Source organism: Paenibacillus sp. GQ49 (genome assembly GCF_059759055.1).
In genome coordinates, this window is sequence record NZ_JCAXEL010000001.1 from 444,666 (window position 1) to 460,659 (window position 15,994).

General features: G+C 47.3%; 13 protein-coding genes. 3 read left to right on the forward strand and 10 right to left on the reverse strand.

Annotated elements, in window-relative coordinates:
* The first annotated feature begins 108 nt into the window (after positions 1 to 108).
* Complete coding sequence (locus AC6CIF_RS02070; protein ID WP_498197618.1) at positions 109 to 1,551, forward strand: hypothetical protein; 1,443 nt, start codon at positions 109 to 111, stop codon at positions 1,549 to 1,551.
* Positions 1,552 to 1,774: 223 nt separating this feature from the next.
* Here AC6CIF_RS02070 and AC6CIF_RS02075 read toward each other — a convergent pair whose 3' ends face one another.
* The 5 genes from AC6CIF_RS02075 to AC6CIF_RS02095 all read right to left on the reverse strand — a co-directional run bounded on the left by AC6CIF_RS02075 (position 1,775) and on the right by AC6CIF_RS02095 (position 6,729).
* Positions 1,775 to 2,356, reverse strand: coding sequence for a DUF4269 domain-containing protein (locus AC6CIF_RS02075; RefSeq protein WP_498197620.1), 582 nt, complete (start codon positions 2,354 to 2,356; stop codon positions 1,775 to 1,777).
* Between the two features lie 20 nt (positions 2,357 to 2,376).
* Positions 2,377 to 2,583 carry a YwbE family protein gene (locus AC6CIF_RS02080; RefSeq protein ID WP_498197622.1) on the reverse strand — a complete coding sequence of 69 codons (207 nt, stop codon included), beginning with the start codon at positions 2,581 to 2,583 and terminating at the stop codon, positions 2,377 to 2,379.
* Between the two features lie 215 nt (positions 2,584 to 2,798).
* Positions 2,799 to 3,587, reverse strand: a complete 789-nt coding sequence (locus AC6CIF_RS02085; RefSeq protein WP_498197624.1) for a polysaccharide deacetylase family protein — start codon at positions 3,585 to 3,587, stop codon at positions 2,799 to 2,801.
* 66 nt (positions 3,588 to 3,653) lie between these two features.
* Positions 3,654 to 4,592: an aldo/keto reductase gene (locus tag AC6CIF_RS02090; protein WP_498197626.1), complete on the reverse strand. Its 939-nt coding sequence runs from the start codon at positions 4,590 to 4,592 to the stop codon at positions 3,654 to 3,656.
* Positions 4,593 to 4,704: 112 nt separating this feature from the next.
* Positions 4,705 to 6,729: a Na+/H+ antiporter gene (locus AC6CIF_RS02095; RefSeq protein WP_498197627.1), complete on the reverse strand. Its 2,025-nt coding sequence runs from the start codon at positions 6,727 to 6,729 to the stop codon at positions 4,705 to 4,707.
* A gap of 405 nt (positions 6,730 to 7,134) precedes the next feature.
* Here AC6CIF_RS02095 and AC6CIF_RS02100 point away from each other — a divergent pair, with 405 nt between their 5' ends.
* Positions 7,135 to 7,434, forward strand: coding sequence for a hypothetical protein (locus AC6CIF_RS02100; RefSeq protein WP_091032117.1), 300 nt, complete (start codon positions 7,135 to 7,137; stop codon positions 7,432 to 7,434).
* A gap of 95 nt (positions 7,435 to 7,529) precedes the next feature.
* Here the strand turns inward: AC6CIF_RS02100 and AC6CIF_RS02105 are convergent, their stop codons facing one another.
* A complete protein-coding gene (locus AC6CIF_RS02105; RefSeq protein WP_036609579.1) occupies positions 7,530 to 8,012 on the reverse strand; it encodes a MarR family winged helix-turn-helix transcriptional regulator in 483 nt (160 codons plus the stop codon).
* Between the two features lie 272 nt (positions 8,013 to 8,284).
* On the opposite strand from AC6CIF_RS02105, the gene AC6CIF_RS02110 reads away from it, so the two are divergent.
* On the forward strand, positions 8,285 to 9,400 hold the full coding sequence (locus tag AC6CIF_RS02110) for an FAD-dependent monooxygenase (RefSeq protein WP_253507337.1): 1,116 nt from the start codon (positions 8,285 to 8,287) through the stop codon (positions 9,398 to 9,400).
* A 113-nt stretch (positions 9,401 to 9,513) separates the two neighbouring features.
* Here AC6CIF_RS02110 and AC6CIF_RS02115 read toward each other — a convergent pair whose 3' ends face one another.
* The 4 genes from AC6CIF_RS02115 to AC6CIF_RS02130 form a co-directional block, all read right to left on the reverse strand.
* The gene (locus tag AC6CIF_RS02115; protein ID WP_498197630.1) at positions 9,514 to 9,741 is read right to left on the reverse strand and encodes a hypothetical protein; all 228 of its coding nucleotides are present in this window, start codon (positions 9,739 to 9,741) and stop codon (positions 9,514 to 9,516) included.
* A 212-nt stretch (positions 9,742 to 9,953) separates the two neighbouring features.
* Positions 9,954 to 12,530, reverse strand: coding sequence for a beta-mannosidase (locus AC6CIF_RS02120; RefSeq protein WP_498197632.1), 2,577 nt, complete (start codon positions 12,528 to 12,530; stop codon positions 9,954 to 9,956).
* Between the two features lie 90 nt (positions 12,531 to 12,620).
* Positions 12,621 to 14,207 carry a helix-turn-helix domain-containing protein gene (locus tag AC6CIF_RS02125; protein WP_498197633.1) on the reverse strand — a complete coding sequence of 529 codons (1,587 nt, stop codon included), beginning with the start codon at positions 14,205 to 14,207 and terminating at the stop codon, positions 12,621 to 12,623.
* Positions 14,204 to 15,988 carry a cache domain-containing sensor histidine kinase gene (locus AC6CIF_RS02130; RefSeq protein ID WP_498197635.1) on the reverse strand — a complete coding sequence of 595 codons (1,785 nt, stop codon included), beginning with the start codon at positions 15,986 to 15,988 and terminating at the stop codon, positions 14,204 to 14,206. The genes AC6CIF_RS02125 and AC6CIF_RS02130 overlap by 4 nt, the downstream gene beginning before the upstream one ends.
* Positions 15,989 to 15,994 lie beyond the last annotated feature (6 nt).

The following is a 15,994-nucleotide window of genomic DNA, read 5'->3' on the forward strand; positions in this document are numbered from 1 at the left end:
AAAAATAAATGCTGCGGCAAGCCCCGGACTCCACGAACGCCCGATCTTGACATGCATACGATATATCACTCCTTGGGTTAGTCACCAGGATGTAGGGAGGCCTGTTCGATGAACATTCAACTCACTGCGTTACACTATGTCTATCTGGCATTTATCGTCTTGATTATTGCGGTAATGATCCGGCGCAGGGATACTACCATCATCTGTGTCGCGGGTATTATGACCATTGGACTTCTGGCAACCGAAACCTTAAGCGGGTCAGTTGCTGGGATCTTCAGCAGTTTTATCTATGCAACAAAAGAATTGTTAAGTACGATCTTTATCATCTCGATTATTGTGGCGATGAGCCGTGTTCTGATCAGAACCGGCATTAATGAGGTCATGGTAACACCTGTCACCCGGTTTATCCGTTCTCCTCAGGTCGCGTATTGGGGTATCGGATTGATCATGATGGTAGTATCGCTATTTTTCTGGCCATCGCCAGCCGTAGCACTCGTTGGTGCAGTACTGCTTCCTGTAGCCGTGCGTGTAGGTCTTCCTCCGATTGGAGCTGCCATTGCCATGAACCTGTTTGGACATGGGATTGCGCTGTCGGGAGATTACATTATTCAGGGGGCTCCCAAACTTACGGCCGATGCAGCCGGTATACCGGTTACTTCCGTCATGACGGCCAGCATACCTCTGGTCATTGTCATGGGCACCGTATCTACACTTACAGCCTTCTGGATGCTGCGCAAAGAGATGAAATCAGGCTCACCTGCTCATTCCCCAAACGTTACATCAGGTACCGCGAGCACGGAACCTTCTTCTTCATCAGAGGCTGTGTCCACCTCCCTACCCACTGATCAGCCTGTTGAACGTCAAGCCATGTCACTCCGTTTACAAAAAGCATTCGCTCTGCTTATCCCTCTGTTATTCGCAGTTGATGTGATTCTGATGTTTGTATTGAAATTGCAAGGCGGCGACGCAACAGCTCTGATTGGCGGAACCGCTGTGGTTATACTGATCGCCGTTACCCTTGCCGCACACCGACATGCGGGACCAGAGGAAACGACCAATTATTTAATAGAAGGATTTCAGTTTGGTTTCAAGGTGTTTGGACCGGTTATTCCCATAGCCGCATTTTTTTATCTGGGAGATGCTGCGATTACGGAGTTGTTCATCAACCCTCTTCCTGAAGGTTCACACGGGATTGTGAATGATCTCGGGGTTGCACTTGCTGGGCTGGTGCCATTAAATGATACGGTGGGCGCCATTACAATGACGGTGACCGGAGCAGTGACCGGAATGGATGGTTCGGGGTTCTCTGGGATATCCCTGGTTGGCTCGATTGCGTCCATGTTTGCAGGATCGGCAGATTCCGCACCTGTGCTGACAGCACTCGGTCAGGTTGCAGCCATATGGGTAGGTGGCGGAACCTTGATTCCATGGGCATTGATTCCTGCTGCTGCAATCTGCGGCGTCAATCCTTTTGAACTTGCAAGACGCAACCTGAAGCCTGTACTGCTGGGACTTACGGTAACAACAATTGTAGCCATCTTTCTAATCTGACCAAAGGTTATTTACACTGACACTACGATGACAGAAGCACCTTCCAATCGCTGTTATTCCCAGATTTTTTTGATCCCCTTTCCCAAGGGGAAATACGGTAATAAGCATATGCTTCCGATGTAGCTTTCTTTCAGAAAGCTCTTAGGCGAACACTTCGCTTTTTCAGGTTTTTTCTGTCCTCTCCGTTATCGTGTAAATAATTAGTTCATCTCAAATAGACATTTTAAAAAGACGTGCGTGAACGTGCCCAGTTCCAGAGATCTTCACGTTTCATCTCTGCCAGATGCAGCATGTCCACATAGGGATCTCCCTGTAATCCAAGTACAGAAGCAAAAGCAGGCTCCGTCTTCCACCCTGCCTGTTTCAGTCTGCGGATCTCACGGTGTCCCGCGTCTCCCCACACTTGCAGCAATCTCCACTCTACGATCATATGTAGGTATGCATTCTGCCTGTAAACTGGCACGGATTGGGCAAAAATCTCCACAGGCCAATGTCCCACTTGCAAATTACAAGTCACATAAGGACGTTGGTCTTGAAGATCCCCACCACGTACACATTGAAACTCAGCAACGGCTCCGATTCGATTGTGTATCTCGGCTTCAAACACATCCAGATCCTCTGCATAACACAGCAGATCCAGATCACTGCCCGGAATATCAATATCAATTGGCACCGTTCCTGCTGGATATGGGTGATAGTCAGCTAATATATCAAGTAATCCACTGCTCTGTAACACATGATAGGCGTCCTGCTGACGTGTATTACCCGATGCCAGATGTGCCATTACTTCTGCGGTAGTACTCATCTCCCCGCCTTGGACCACAGTTAGTTCGAGCCTCCTGTAATGAACTGTTTCACACGTCCCACTTGACCACTCGTTAGTCGTACTTTGATTCCGTGTGGATGTGTAGGTGACTTGGTTAACAGATCCTTCACAATGCCACGTGTCAGCTTACCTGTAGCTTGATCCTGCTTCAGCACAATGTCCACTTCCAGACCTGGCTTAATATTTACACGTTGTTGTCCATTCATTATGTTCACTCTCCTCTATGTCGTAATTCATACCATGTATACTATATAACCCTTAAACTCAAAGCTCCATCTATTGTAGACGTTTTGGTTTCAAAACAAAAGGGACACGGCAATAACCCCCTACGCCTGATTCCATGGTTGATATGAAGACCAAGATAAAGAAACCGCAGGTCTCTTTATCTGAGACCTACGGTTTCTAATTGGATTGGTCATGTTCAGGGCTGCACATGCTTCAAAATAGACGAAGGCGAAGTTCCATCCTTCGTAGCTTCGCGTGCCTTCACAGCAAGCAGCTCAGACACCGTCACGAATCGATATCCCTGCTGCTGTAACTTCGGTAGGATTGTTTTAAGTGCAGCTACCGTATGGGACTTGCCTTCCACCTTATCGTGGAAGAGTACAATATCCCCATTGCGCGCGTTATTCAGTACTTTTTTAACAATGGCCGATACACCTGGAGAAGCCCAGTCCCGTGTATCCTGATGCCAAGACCAGAGTACAATGGTATACCCTTTTTGTTTGGCAGCCTGGATGACCATGTCATTGTAATAGCCGCCCGGTGGTCTGAACAACAGGGGACGCTCCGCGCCAGCTTTAATAATGGAACTTTCCGCTTCGTTCATATCCTTCATGTACTTGTCCGCACTAGTTGATCGAACTGCATACGTGTGCGCATACGTATGGTTGGCGATTTCATGCCCTTCGAGCTGTTCCTGCTTAATCAGTTCAGGAAATTTATCTGCCCATTTGCCAAGTACAAAAAAAGTTCCTTTAGCATGATACTGCTGTAACAAAGCCAGGATCTGCGGAGTCTGAATCGGATCTGGCCCATCATCAAAGGTAAGGGCGATGAGTTTATCCTGTGTGGGAACTTCCCACACAATCTCTCCTCGTTCCTCATAATACTGACGGTTCTTCTGTACAGGCTTTGCATAGGCAGAACTGCTACCTAGCAAAATAATTAGCGTGAACATTCCGATGACTCGGGCTGCCTTCAGGTTCATGTGGTGTCCTCACTTTGTCTTCATACATAAACTCCCTGTTAGCATTTCCCGATTCACCCGAACTCATTAACGAAAGATCTGATCCACGACTGCAATTTCCTCCGCAGTTAATTCTACATTTAATGTTTGCAGATTGTTAATGACCTGCTCCGGTCGCTTAGCACCCGGAATCAATGCATCAATAGAAGGCTGAGTCAGGTACCAGGCCAGAACCAGATGAGCGACCTCAACATCCTTGGATTGTGCTATGCTGCGCAGTTGCTCAACTTTATCCAGATTTTCAATAAAAGCTTCACCTGTGAACAGCGGGTTCTTTGCCCGTCCATCCTGAAAGGTTGTATCACGATTATATTTCCCGCCCAGCAGTCCCGCTGCCAGAGGGAAGTAAGGAACAAAAGAAATGTTATGTTCAGCCGTATACGGCAACAGCTCTTTCTCCGCATCTCTTTTGAACAGATTATATTCAGATTGCAGTACGTCTACATGCCCGTCCTTGTTGGCTTCACGCAACTGATCAATGGAGAAATTAGATACGCCAATGGCACGAATTTTGCCAGCGTCTTTTAATTGTTTTAACGCATCTACCGCTTCATCCTTAGGCGTATGTTCATCCGGAAAGTGGATGTAGAACAGATCAATGTAATCGGTTTGCAGACGTTTCAACGCCTCATCCACGGCTGTTTTCAGAAAAGCAGGTGAGTTATCTATGACAATTTTGCCATCCACTAATTTATGAGCTGCCTTGGTTGCAATGATGGTATTCTGCCGCTGACCGGTTTCCTTCAATACTTCACCGATCAGTCGTTCGGAATGCTCAGGTCCATAGATGTATGCCGTATCCACAAAGTTAATACCTTGTTTCAAAGCTGTACGAACCACTTCCTTACCCGTCTCATCATTCAGCATGTCCGGATAGATATTATGTCCGCCTACTGCATTCGCACCCAGTCCAATGGGATTCACGATCAGATCCGTCTTGCCCAACCGGATTTGTTGTTCTGCCATGTCTCATCTCTCCTTCACTGATCGATATAAGTACATTTCTGTAATGATGCGTGTTTCTTGTTACATATTATATCAAACCATTTAGCATATTTAAAATATCGGGTTTATCGGATTAGGTATTTTTCAGCGCAGTCGCTTCAACGTCGTTAATAAAACGGCGCAGTTTGGCAGCCACATCACGTGTGATTTCGCCGTTTTCATACAGTTGCTGAACCGTATTGCGCTGTTCCTGAATGGCCACCATCTGCAACTCCAGCTTCTCCTGATTAAACGGATCTTCCGTTTTACCCTGGTTCCAGGTGCGCAATTTGGCAATTACACGCTCATACTTGGCAATGACCGACAGTGCGACAACTCGATTCCCATCGTTCATATGGGCACGAATGGCCTTAATGGCTGCTTCAGAGGTACGTAACTTCACCTGACGGAACAGTTCTGCATTTTCAAGCATGAATGGTTGGTTCGGCTTCTCGGACCGGTTGGTGAACAGATGTCCTAACACACGCCCGATCTCGCTGATAGAAGTCATGAACTGAGTATTTGTGCGATTCGCCAGCATCATTTCCTTGCGATCCAGCCAGCTGTCACATTTGAAGGCCGCATCAGAAGCAATTGCATTTTCGTCCAGCATTACTTCAACTTCTTTACGCTCCGCCCGGGTGGCAATCAGGTTAATAGCCGTTTCTTGTTTCTGAATATCTTTGCGTTTATCGGCGGTAAGCTGACCTGCGGCCTGCCTGATGTATTTAGACAGATCTGAGACGACCGCGAGTGCCGCAGCTTTGTTCTCATCGTTCATTTCGGATTTGACAGCTCGTATGGCCGCATTCAGCATAATGTCATGCGCTTTTCGTTCTGACTTCTGCGGTGTTTCTTCTGTGGATTTCCCATCGTCTTTGGCCAGAACTGGAAGAAACACGCTCGCCGCAATCAGAGAGAAGAGGATAACTCCTGCCGCGAGGAAAATAATCAAATCCCGTTCAGGGAAAGGTGATCCATCCTGAAGCACATAAGGAATGGAGAACGCACCCGCCAATGTTACTGCCCCCCGCACCCCAGAGAGGGAAATGATCGTTATATCCTTGAATCTAGGTCTGCCAATTGAAGATTTGGTACGCAGCAATTCATTCCCTTGCCAGAACAGATAGATCCAGAGAAAGCGCAGAACCAGCAGTAACACCGAGATCAAGCCCACGTATCCCAACACCTGCAGATTATTAAACGAAACGTTTTCAAAAATGGTGCTCAGCACATCCGGGACCTGTACACCGAGAATAACAAACACCAGACCATTTAGTATAAATAAAATGACTGACCAAGTGCTCGCAGATACCACCTGCATTTTCAACTGAACCGATTCAGCGCGGTCACGCTCAATGGCGTGGATAATACCGCCTGCCACTACCGCAAGAATACCTGATACCCCAATTTCTTCACTCACCAGATAGATGATAAATGGCGTCAGGATTTGCAGCAACATGTGAATGGTCACATCCTCCATGCCCAGTCTACGGATCCATACCCCGAGCCTGATTAACAAAAAAGATAACAATGCCCCAACAAGAAGTCCGCCAATCGCAATCAGAATAAAACTGAAGGTTGCCTGCGCCAGGGAAAACACACCTGTTACCGTGGCTGCAATCGCGAATTTAAAGGCCACGAGGCCAGATGCATCATTCATTAATGCTTCACCTTCAAGAAGCCTATGTATGCCTTTGGGCAAATGTACCCGCCCTGCCATGGCGCCAACGGCCACAGCGTCTGTCGGAGACAGTATGGCTGCAAGAGCAAAAGCAGCAGGTAACGGAATCGAAGGAATCAGCCAGTGAATGGCATATCCCGCCACGACCACCGTCACGAATACAAGCCCTAGTGCAAGCAGAAGTATCGGTGCACGCAGATTCCATAATTCATTCCTTGGCGTTCGCTTACCATCGTTGTATAACAAAGGTGCGATGAACAGTACAAAGAACAATTCCGGATTCAACGGCAGGTGAACACCTGCGGGAAGCAAAGCTATAGCTACACCAAGCACGATTTGAATGAGCGGAATGGGAATAAAGGGTACAAACCGGTTTAAAATATTGGATAAACCAATCAGTACCAGTAACACAAGTACGGCAATAAATATTTCCATGATGACATTCCCTTTCCGCTATAGAAGTGGTGAAACCTTTGTTGTATAGGTTTATTTTAACATAATCCAGTCTTTGTTATAAAAATGTTGTCATATTCATATGCCCATTTAACTGGTCACAAACTAGTCAATATAATTTGAACTATTCATTTACACGATAACGGAGAGGACAGAAAAAACCTGAAAAAGCAAAGCGTTCGCCTTTATCACCGGATTTTCCCCTTTGGAAAAGGGAATCAAAAAAAATCAGGGGATAACAGCGATTGGAAGGTTATTCTGTCATCGTAGTGTCAGTGTAAATAATCTTTAGTTAACTTATATAGATTGAAGAATTCTGATGGATTCTGTATATAAGATGTTACAATATGCTCAGGACAATACCCGTTTGGAAAGGAACTTACATCTATGGCATTTGGAATTAAACGACAGGAGCTTGCTGCGTGGAAGGAACAAGTGGCTCGTGGTGAAATTGCGTACCTCACTCATTTCTGGATTGACAACCGATTCCCCGGTATCACCAGTGTCACCAAAGTTGGCTGTGCAGATCTGGAACGTCTCGAACGTTGGTGCAACGATCATGGTCTGGACCCGCGATACATTCATCGGCGGCAGCCCTTTCCTCACTTTGACCTGATGGGCAGCAAACAAAAAGAAGTTTTGATCCAGGAAGGCTTAACGGATCATGTGGTTCGCTTTCATTTGTAATCAACTCAAAAACGCCAGTCTTCAAGGTTCATCCCTCCGCAATTAGGGACGAACTCATGAGGACTGACGTCTTCAAGGATCAAGTCATATCTGGACTATCGGTGGATCTGCTCAAACGACTTCATGTTCTCCAGCAGTTTCAGTTCAATTTTCTTCAGCATGCCAAACATCTGCTGTTGCTCCTCTTCGGAAAGTGCTTGCAACAATTCCCACGTCATTCGGCCGCGATTCGCATTAAGTGTCTTGGCAAGCTGCGCGCCTTCATCCGTTAAGGACAGCCACACAATTCTCCGGTCTTCTTCACTGCGCACCCGCTGGATCAACCCTTCCGTCTCCAGTTGATTCAGTACAATGGTGGTTGCGCCGGAAGACAAACTGAGTTGTCTAGCCACATCAACCGCCATGCAGCGTTTTTCACGTAAAATCATGCCCAATATATGACTTTTTGTCGGATTCAGTTTACAGTTGGTTTCGGTCTTCTGCTGCTGATCCAATACTTTGTTTTTATATCTGAAGAAGGCCTCCAACAATTGATCTACGTTTGCCAATTGAGAGTTTCGCTCCGTATCCGGGCTCATAAACGTTCCTCCTGCCTTTCATCATAACCTACCTTATATTGTAACATATTTACACTATGATGTTTGTGAAAAATGCGCTTGTATCCGACACCCTATCGTTGACTGCAAGACTCTTGTTTTATTTTGGGTTTCACCCTATTGCATTATGGCAACGGGTTTGATTATAATAACCTATATCTTTAAAGTTACTTTTAGTTACTTAATGATTTTAATAAATCTGTTGTTATAAAGTAAATAAAGCGTCACCATTATAATGCAAGGGACTTATGCACATGAATCAGAATACACAATCACAACTCAAAACGGACGTTTGCATCGTCGGCGCGGGACCTGGCGGTGCTTTGCTTTCTTATTTACTGAATCAAAAAGGAATCTCCACGATGCTCATTGAGCGGCAGCCCCACCTGCACAAGTCGTTTCGCGGGGAGTTGCTTAATGTGGACGGCGAAGCCATCTTAAATAAACACGGCATCTATTCCCTCATTCAGGAACGCGGAGCGCTGCTCTTGGAGCAGATTCAGTATTGGGAAAATGGGCAGATTATTCATACGGTACTACCGGGTAATGAAGAATCTCATGTCGGGATTCATGTACCCCAAAATCATCTCCTGGAAGCCATCGTATCACACGCTCAGCAGCACAGTTCATATGAACAAGTACTATTCAATACGATTATGACCGGTTTGTTACGAGACAAGAACGGCCAGGTCGTTGGTATTAACATTCGGCAGAAAGGTGTTCCTGCCTCCATTGAAGCATCTGTAATTGTGGGTGCTGATGGCAGATACTCTGCTGTACGCAAACATTCCGGTATGACCCCGGAGATTCGCAAGCATGGGTATGATCTGCTCTGGGCGCGCATACCGGCACCTTTAGGTTGGGAACCCGCTGTTCGAATGGCCAGCATGGATGGTCAACAGCTCGCACTGTTCTCACAGTTCGGCGGTTATGTTCAGATTGGATGGAACATTCCCGAAGGAGCTTACTCCAAGCTGCGAGAGCAGCCGATTTCTCCTTTTGTAGATAAACTTGTATCTGCTTTTCCTTGCCTGTCTGATTCTGTAGCTGCCAACATTCAGAGCTGGAGTGATTTTGTTCTGTTATCTGTCGAAAGCAGCTATTGCCCGTCGTGGGCACAGGACAATGTTGTACTCATCGGTGATGCCGCTCATACCATGACACCAACCGGTGCGTTTGGACTTAATGCCGCGCTCGAAGATGCGGATGTGCTCTCCGAATTACTTGTCCAAATGGCTGCAGATCAATTCAGTTCCACTGCACAACTTCAGGAACTTCAGACGATTCGCGGTGCAAAGGTACAGCAGCAACTTGCACGACAAGTGGAGATGGAATCCTCTTTCCAACAACGTTATGAATCCTTTCTCTAAACCCAGTTAATACGGATTAAATGCCTATATGCCCAAACAGCCGATCATTTCCTCATAGAGAAGAATCGGCTGTTTGGTTTGTTGGTTTATCTTTTTTATGTAATTCCGTATCTTCATTTTCGTTTGCGTGGAGCAAACGTGTCTTCTCTGGGTGCTTCTTGTACAGTATCAACGTCCTGCGGATAGGATGAGATGTTACCTTTTTCATATACTGCTTTCTCCAGATTGCTTAAGCGGCGCAATACTTGTTTGCTTTTACGAACGATATATACAATACCAATAATCAGCAGGATCAACATCAGAATGAATATAACCATCTCCGGGTAAAAGACAAATGACATGAATCCACCTCCTTTGAAAACGATTTCTCTATATCATTCTAACCTTAATGATTCAAGATGTGAACCCGATTGGAAGTTTCGCTTGTGGAATAAGGACTAAACCACCTGACACAACGACGGGAACTCACCCTGCTGCAAAAGTAAAAAAGGTGGCATCCCTGCTCAGGATTACCACCTTGAACCTCGAATAAGATTCGAAGTCTATTATTATTTTATCCTTCCCTGCCGTTCATGGCACTAACTCGAAGTTCTGTCAGTGGCAGAGACGTTTGCTCTGGGTGACGTAGTCTCACTGTTCGGCTCTCACCGGGGAGCAGATCGAAATAATTGTCACTGAATCGGACACGCCCAAGGGGAAGCTCCAGCTTCACCAATCGTGCAATCGCTCCACTGGCCGTAACCGTTACAGACTGCTCCTCTTCGTTCACATGTACGCTCAATTGCGACTCTGGCAACGTCACATCCTTGGGATCACGCAAGAAGTATCGATTGCTCGGTGCCGCAAACCCTTCGGATACCAACTCAACCATTAATTCCTCCGCACGTCTGCCCTTTAACACCTCTACTTCAGTTAATTCAGCAATACACCGTGAGGATTGGGATGTTACCTCAACAGCATGTGAGCTGGAGTAGATCTTCTCTCCATTCAATGCATAGACATTGAGTCGAAGCTCCCCCTTCAAGACGTCACGTGTATCGTTCACAACCCACAACGCAAGCGGCTCCCCCGGCTCATGCTCCAGTGACAACAGGACAGGATGAAAGAATATTTTCCCATAATAAAAGGATGCCTTCGGCAGCAGTTCATAATCAATCATGGACCAACTTGTCCCTGGCCAACTATCATTCAATTGCCACACAAGCGCACCACTGTTACGGTGATTAATACGTCGGAAATGTTCAATTCCATAGCGCAATCCTTCTGCTTGAGTCAGCATGGAATAGTTCATGTATTCCTCTATATTTTGCGGAATCCCTGTATAACCCTCCATTAGCAAAATGCCTTTCTGGTGATTGGTATCCTTGTTACGATAGGCCATCTCCGGACTGCCCCAGTAAAACTGCCCTGCAGGCATATTTTTCTCCAGCGTATAACGGTTGGCCGAGGCATGCATACCAAATTCACTGCTGAACAACGCATGATCGTTTTTGTAATTTTTGAACGTTACACCTTCAATACTGTAGTCCAGCAGCGGCGGCTCTCCATGCCTCCTTGGATAGACCGAACCATGCCATACCTGCCAGTTGTGACGATCCCCCACATCCGGGTCATTCGCATCCTGACCGTTGCTGTCCCCGAACGGCGAAGAAGGCCAGTACGGACGAGACAGATCCAATCGCTCCAGCACTTCAGGGATCAGCTCATGATAGATAAGTTCACCGTAGAACGGGCTGGTAATATCTCCACTCGCCGACTTCATATCATAGAGCCAGTCAATCTCGTTATTCCCACACCAGATGGCAAGCGAGGCATGGTTACGCAGGCGCAAGACATTATTTTCTACCTCTTGCCGCACATTATCCATGAAATCACGATTGAAATCCGGGAACAATGCGTTCGCGAATGCAAAATCCTGCCACACCAGCACCCCTTGCCGATCACACTCATCGTAGAAGACATCCTTCTCATATATACCACCAGCCCAGACACGCAGCATGTTCATATGACATTCCACCGAAAGCTCCACAAGCTCACGATACCGGGAGTTTGGGATGGCACCAATCAGATGATCAGCCGGAATCCAGTTGGCACCCTTGGCGTATACTTTGACTCCGTTCAGAATAAAAGTAAATGCATCCTCACCCTGTTCATTGTGAAGAACCAGCTCAATTGTTCGTAACCCATAAGGCTCGTTATAACGATCCACCTCAACGCCATCTGCGTACAATGTAACCTCCAGTGTGTACAGGTATGGCTCACCCAGATCATGAGTCCACCATAACTGAGGTGACGTAACGTTTAATGTGGTGTCTGCCTTCCCACCTTCTAGAGGTAGTTCAGTGGCACATGCCACTTCGTGTCCGCTCCGATCCAACAGACGAATATTACAGGTCGCAACCAAAGCCTGCTCACGTTTCTGTCTGCTACGGTAAGACAAGACCGACTTCACATCTGCCGTGACATGTAATACAGCAAGCTCTGTACTGACTGATTCCGTTCGGGCATACACACTTTCCAGCTTGGCGATTGTTCGTTTTTCCAGCCGTACAGCGCCCCAGATCCCCACGGTAACCATGCGTGGCCCCCAGTCCCAGCCAAAGTTCATCGCTGCTTTGCGCAACCATGGTCGTTCCTTCGTATACGAGGACCAGTCGAAGGTTTCTTTGTCCCGGTGATGCAGGTGAAGCGGATCAAACTTGACAGCAATCGCATTCCAGCCGCTGCGTACCAGAGACGTCACATTAAACGTATGTGACATAAGCATATTGGCCGTTTTCCCAACTTCATGGCCATTGACATATACCGTTGCAAACGTATCCAATCCTTCGAACACCAATTCAAAGTGCTCCTCGGTCTCTGCATCTTTCACCAGATTGAAGGTTGTGCGGTACCACCATTCCTTTTGCTCAATCCAGCGACTTTTGGCATCATTATGTCCGTAATAGGGCGGATCAATGATACTGCGTTCAACCAGTGCAGCGTGTACATCGCCAGGCACTTCAGCCCCAATCCAGAAACGGTCATCCAGTGCAGCAGCTGCCACATCCATTGCCCGCTTCTCTCCAACTTCAAAATGCTGTATCTTCCATTGTCCCGATAAATCCTGACTTGAACTATGGGTCTTCATCAGTATGCCCTCACTCTCCAATATCTCTGAGTAATACCATATCGAAAACGTTTGCAGAAATGCAAGACATGTTTCCCAATCTCCTCATTTCTAACTTCCCGAAGGCTTAAACGACATTGCCTCCTCGCGATATTCACTCGGGGTTTTGCCCGTATGTTTTTTGAACAGCCTGCTAAAATATTTTACGTCCTCGTAACCGCTGATGGCAGCGACTTCACTGACCTTCGCTGGAGACACCGCGAGCATATCCATCGCTCTTCGTATACGCATATCGGTGACAAAATCTCCGAAGGTCACACCCATTTCTTTTTTAAACAGTTCACTGAGGTGACCCGGATGCAAATGAACATGTCCAGCTACCTGCTGCAGATTAATATCCTGCGCCAATGAAGATTCAATATAACCGATAGCCCTCTGCACATGGGCAGCCTGTCCCTGACCCATTCGGCTATGATAGACATGCATCAGACCATACAGATGATGGAACAGCATATCCCCGAGGTCACCAGCTTCAGCATCCGGTTCCGGCAACCAGGGCTCGAGCCTTGCGGGTTCTTCATGCCCTGTGGCTCGCATTGTGCGAGTCAGCCAGCGATGACCTGCAATGACGGCTGAGTGCAAACAAGCACTGAACGATTCTGGTGTGACCTCCGGTTCCGTAACAAGATTAGCCACAAGTTCCCGCGTCCATGTCGTTAACGTGACTGAATCATTATCCAGCAATATTGTACCAAGTCTGGTCTCCTCTTCGTGCGTAAGTACAGTTTTACCGCCTTGGCGATCCTGAACGTGCTCATAATGCCATACTTTGTAATTTATCAAACCCCGATATCGGAATGCAGCTGAAGCAGTTCTGTAGCTTTCGTGCAGATCTGCATATCCACGCACAGGCAGACCTACGGCTGTGCGCAGGGTGCACTTCAGTAATTGCTCCACCCGACGTAATGCACTCTCCAGCCTGAACGTAGTTTCATGTTCCACAGGCGGCCATGAAACTACACAAATAATTTGCTGTTTCTCTACATGAGCAATGGCACCAGGTAACATATCCTCCAGAGTATTCTGCACCGCAAATCGTAATAGCGCATCCGAGGATCGATCCCAACCCTCCGCTCGAAGAATAATGACTTGTCTGAGAATCTGTTCATCATCAAGGCCACCAACCCCTGCCTCTTTTCCAGCATCAGATCGCAAGAATGAAGGAAAATAGCCCGAAGCGGTGTCACCATCAATGATCCATCCAGCAAATAACCGCTCCCGATTCTCCCGCATAAGCTGGCCCTCTCTGGACTTCTCTGCCCAACGTTCCGTGATTCGCTGTTTGGCCTGTAATACGGTTTTGATGATCTCTTCCGGCTTGCTTGTTTTGAGCAGATAATCTGTAACGCCTTGGCGAATCGCCTGTTGCGCATAAGAAAAGTCATCGTATCCGGACAAAATAATGACCTCCAGCTCAGGTAGCAATTGCAGACCCTCTTCTGCCAGTTCCAGCCCTGATCTGCCTGTCATCCGAATATCCGTCATCAGGATATGTGGACGTTCCTCAGCCATGCGTGTTAACGCCTCCTCTGCCGAGGCAGCAGGTTGAAGAAGTTCAATTCCGAGGTCATGCCAAGCGATAACGCTGGCAAGCCCTGTACGGATAATCACTTCATCATCAACAATTAATAGTCTCATGGCGAACCCTCCAAGATTGGAATGGAAAACGAAATCCGGGTACCTCCCCCAACCCTGCTGTCTACTTCAAGCTGTGCATCCGCTCCATAATGGAGCAGCAGTCTCTCATTTACATTGCAGAGCCCATAACCGCCTTGGTTTAGCTGTTTTTCCGGCTGTTTTCCCTTCCATTCCCTAATACTTATCCTTAATTGCTCCAGTCTGTCCGGCTCCATGCCAACACCATCATCCAGCACCAGCACATTCATCTGTTCATTATCCGGGTCCTTACGAATCATTATGGTGATGGTGCCTACGCCTGCTTTGGGCTGAATGCCATGAATCATGGCGTTCTCAACGAGCGGTTGCAGCAATAGCTTCAGCATCACTCGCTTCTCAAGCGCTGGATCTACGATATAATGCAACACAAATTGATCAGGGAAACGAATCGACTGCACACGCACATAATGGCGAATATGAGCAATCTCCTGTTCCACAGGGCAGTAATCCTGACCATTATTCAAGCTGATACGCAGAAAATCACTCAGGCCCTCAACCATATCCGCGATCCGCTTCTCTTCAGACATCAAGGCAATCCAATGAATTGAAGAGAGCGTGTTATATAGGAAGTGCGGGTTAATCTGTGCCTGAAGCACTCGAAGATCCGCTTCTTTTTTGCGAGCTTCACCTCGAATAACCTCTTCCTTCAATAACTGAATATGTGCACCGAGCAGATTGTAACTCTCCCCAAGCCTGCCAATCTCGTCATCACTTTCAGATCGAAACAAAGGAAGCGGGCGTTCCGGATCAATTCGGGACAGATGCCGGGTAAGCACACGAAGCGGCCTCGTCACACGCCGCACCGTAAACCAGACCAAGCCAGCACTGATCACAGCAGACATGGCAACGGCGCAGCCAGTTAGAATAAGAATGTACCGATTCTCCGACTTGTACTGGTCATAAGGAACCGTTCCAACCAACGTCCACCCCGTCAATTCTTCCGGATAATAGAGCAACGTCCGTTTATCGTCACCACTGCCATACGTGGTGGTTCCGCTACCACCATCCTGAATTAACGTCGAAATCCCTGGTTCGACACCTTCCAGCTTAAGTCCAAGCCGGGATTTGTCCATCGAAGACAGAATCTCTCCAGAACTGCCAATGAGCTCCAGTCTGCCTTGCCCTCTGCCTAATCCCAGAGCGGCCCATCCCTTTGATATGGCCTTCTCATCCAGACTAATGGCTAACCAGCCGATGGGTCGATAATCATGGATACTGCGAATCGGCCGAACCAATGTGATCACATTTTGAATACCCGCGTAATTCTGCACCGGGTATACTCCAGTCCATTGTTTGACTGCTGCTTCACCACTGGGAACAGAGGGATACGAAAGGTTCGATTCATTGGATTCATACCAGGTAGCGGTTGACAATGTAGCATCAAAACGTCCCGGATATATGGCGATGTTGGCGATATATTTCTTGGAAGCAGCCAGATTGGTCATCCTGCCCAGAATATCCACCCGGTCCAGCTCATGATCTTCATTGTGGCTAAGATACTGCTGGATGTCCCGTTCTCCAATCAGGAAAATGGAGAGATTCTCGGCATCCTGCAGCATATAACGAAGATTTGCTTCTACCTGTTTCAGCATATCCATGCCGGACAGCTTTGTTTTTTGCTCTGTGATGCGGGAAGAGATCAGAAAGGCGAACAGGCCCAAGGCCAGCAATGGCACAATCATTGAAGCCGTCACGACGACCGATAGCTTCCTTTGTAACGAAGATGTGAGCCAGCGTGCCAAACGTTT

Coding starts and splice junctions, on each gene's coding strand:
- AC6CIF_RS02070 (WP_498197618.1), top strand. CDS start 109: ATGAACATTCAACTCACTGCGTTACACTATGTCTATCTGGCATTTATC.
- AC6CIF_RS02075 (WP_498197620.1), bottom strand. CDS start 2,356: ATGAGTACTACCGCAGAAGTAATGGCACATCTGGCATCGGGTAATACA.
- AC6CIF_RS02080 (WP_498197622.1), bottom strand. CDS start 2,583: ATGAATGGACAACAACGTGTAAATATTAAGCCAGGTCTGGAAGTGGAC.
- AC6CIF_RS02085 (WP_498197624.1), bottom strand. CDS start 3,587: ATGAACCTGAAGGCAGCCCGAGTCATCGGAATGTTCACGCTAATTATT.
- AC6CIF_RS02090 (WP_498197626.1), bottom strand. CDS start 4,592: ATGGCAGAACAACAAATCCGGTTGGGCAAGACGGATCTGATCGTGAAT.
- AC6CIF_RS02095 (WP_498197627.1), bottom strand. CDS start 6,729: ATGGAAATATTTATTGCCGTACTTGTGTTACTGGTACTGATTGGTTTA.
- AC6CIF_RS02100 (WP_091032117.1), top strand. CDS start 7,135: ATGGCATTTGGAATTAAACGACAGGAGCTTGCTGCGTGGAAGGAACAA.
- AC6CIF_RS02105 (WP_036609579.1), bottom strand. CDS start 8,012: ATGAGCCCGGATACGGAGCGAAACTCTCAATTGGCAAACGTAGATCAA.
- AC6CIF_RS02110 (WP_253507337.1), top strand. CDS start 8,285: ATGAATCAGAATACACAATCACAACTCAAAACGGACGTTTGCATCGTC.
- AC6CIF_RS02115 (WP_498197630.1), bottom strand. CDS start 9,741: ATGTCATTTGTCTTTTACCCGGAGATGGTTATATTCATTCTGATGTTG.
- AC6CIF_RS02120 (WP_498197632.1), bottom strand. CDS start 12,530: ATGAAGACCCATAGTTCAAGTCAGGATTTATCGGGACAATGGAAGATA.
- AC6CIF_RS02125 (WP_498197633.1), bottom strand. CDS start 14,207: ATGAGACTATTAATTGTTGATGATGAAGTGATTATCCGTACAGGGCTT.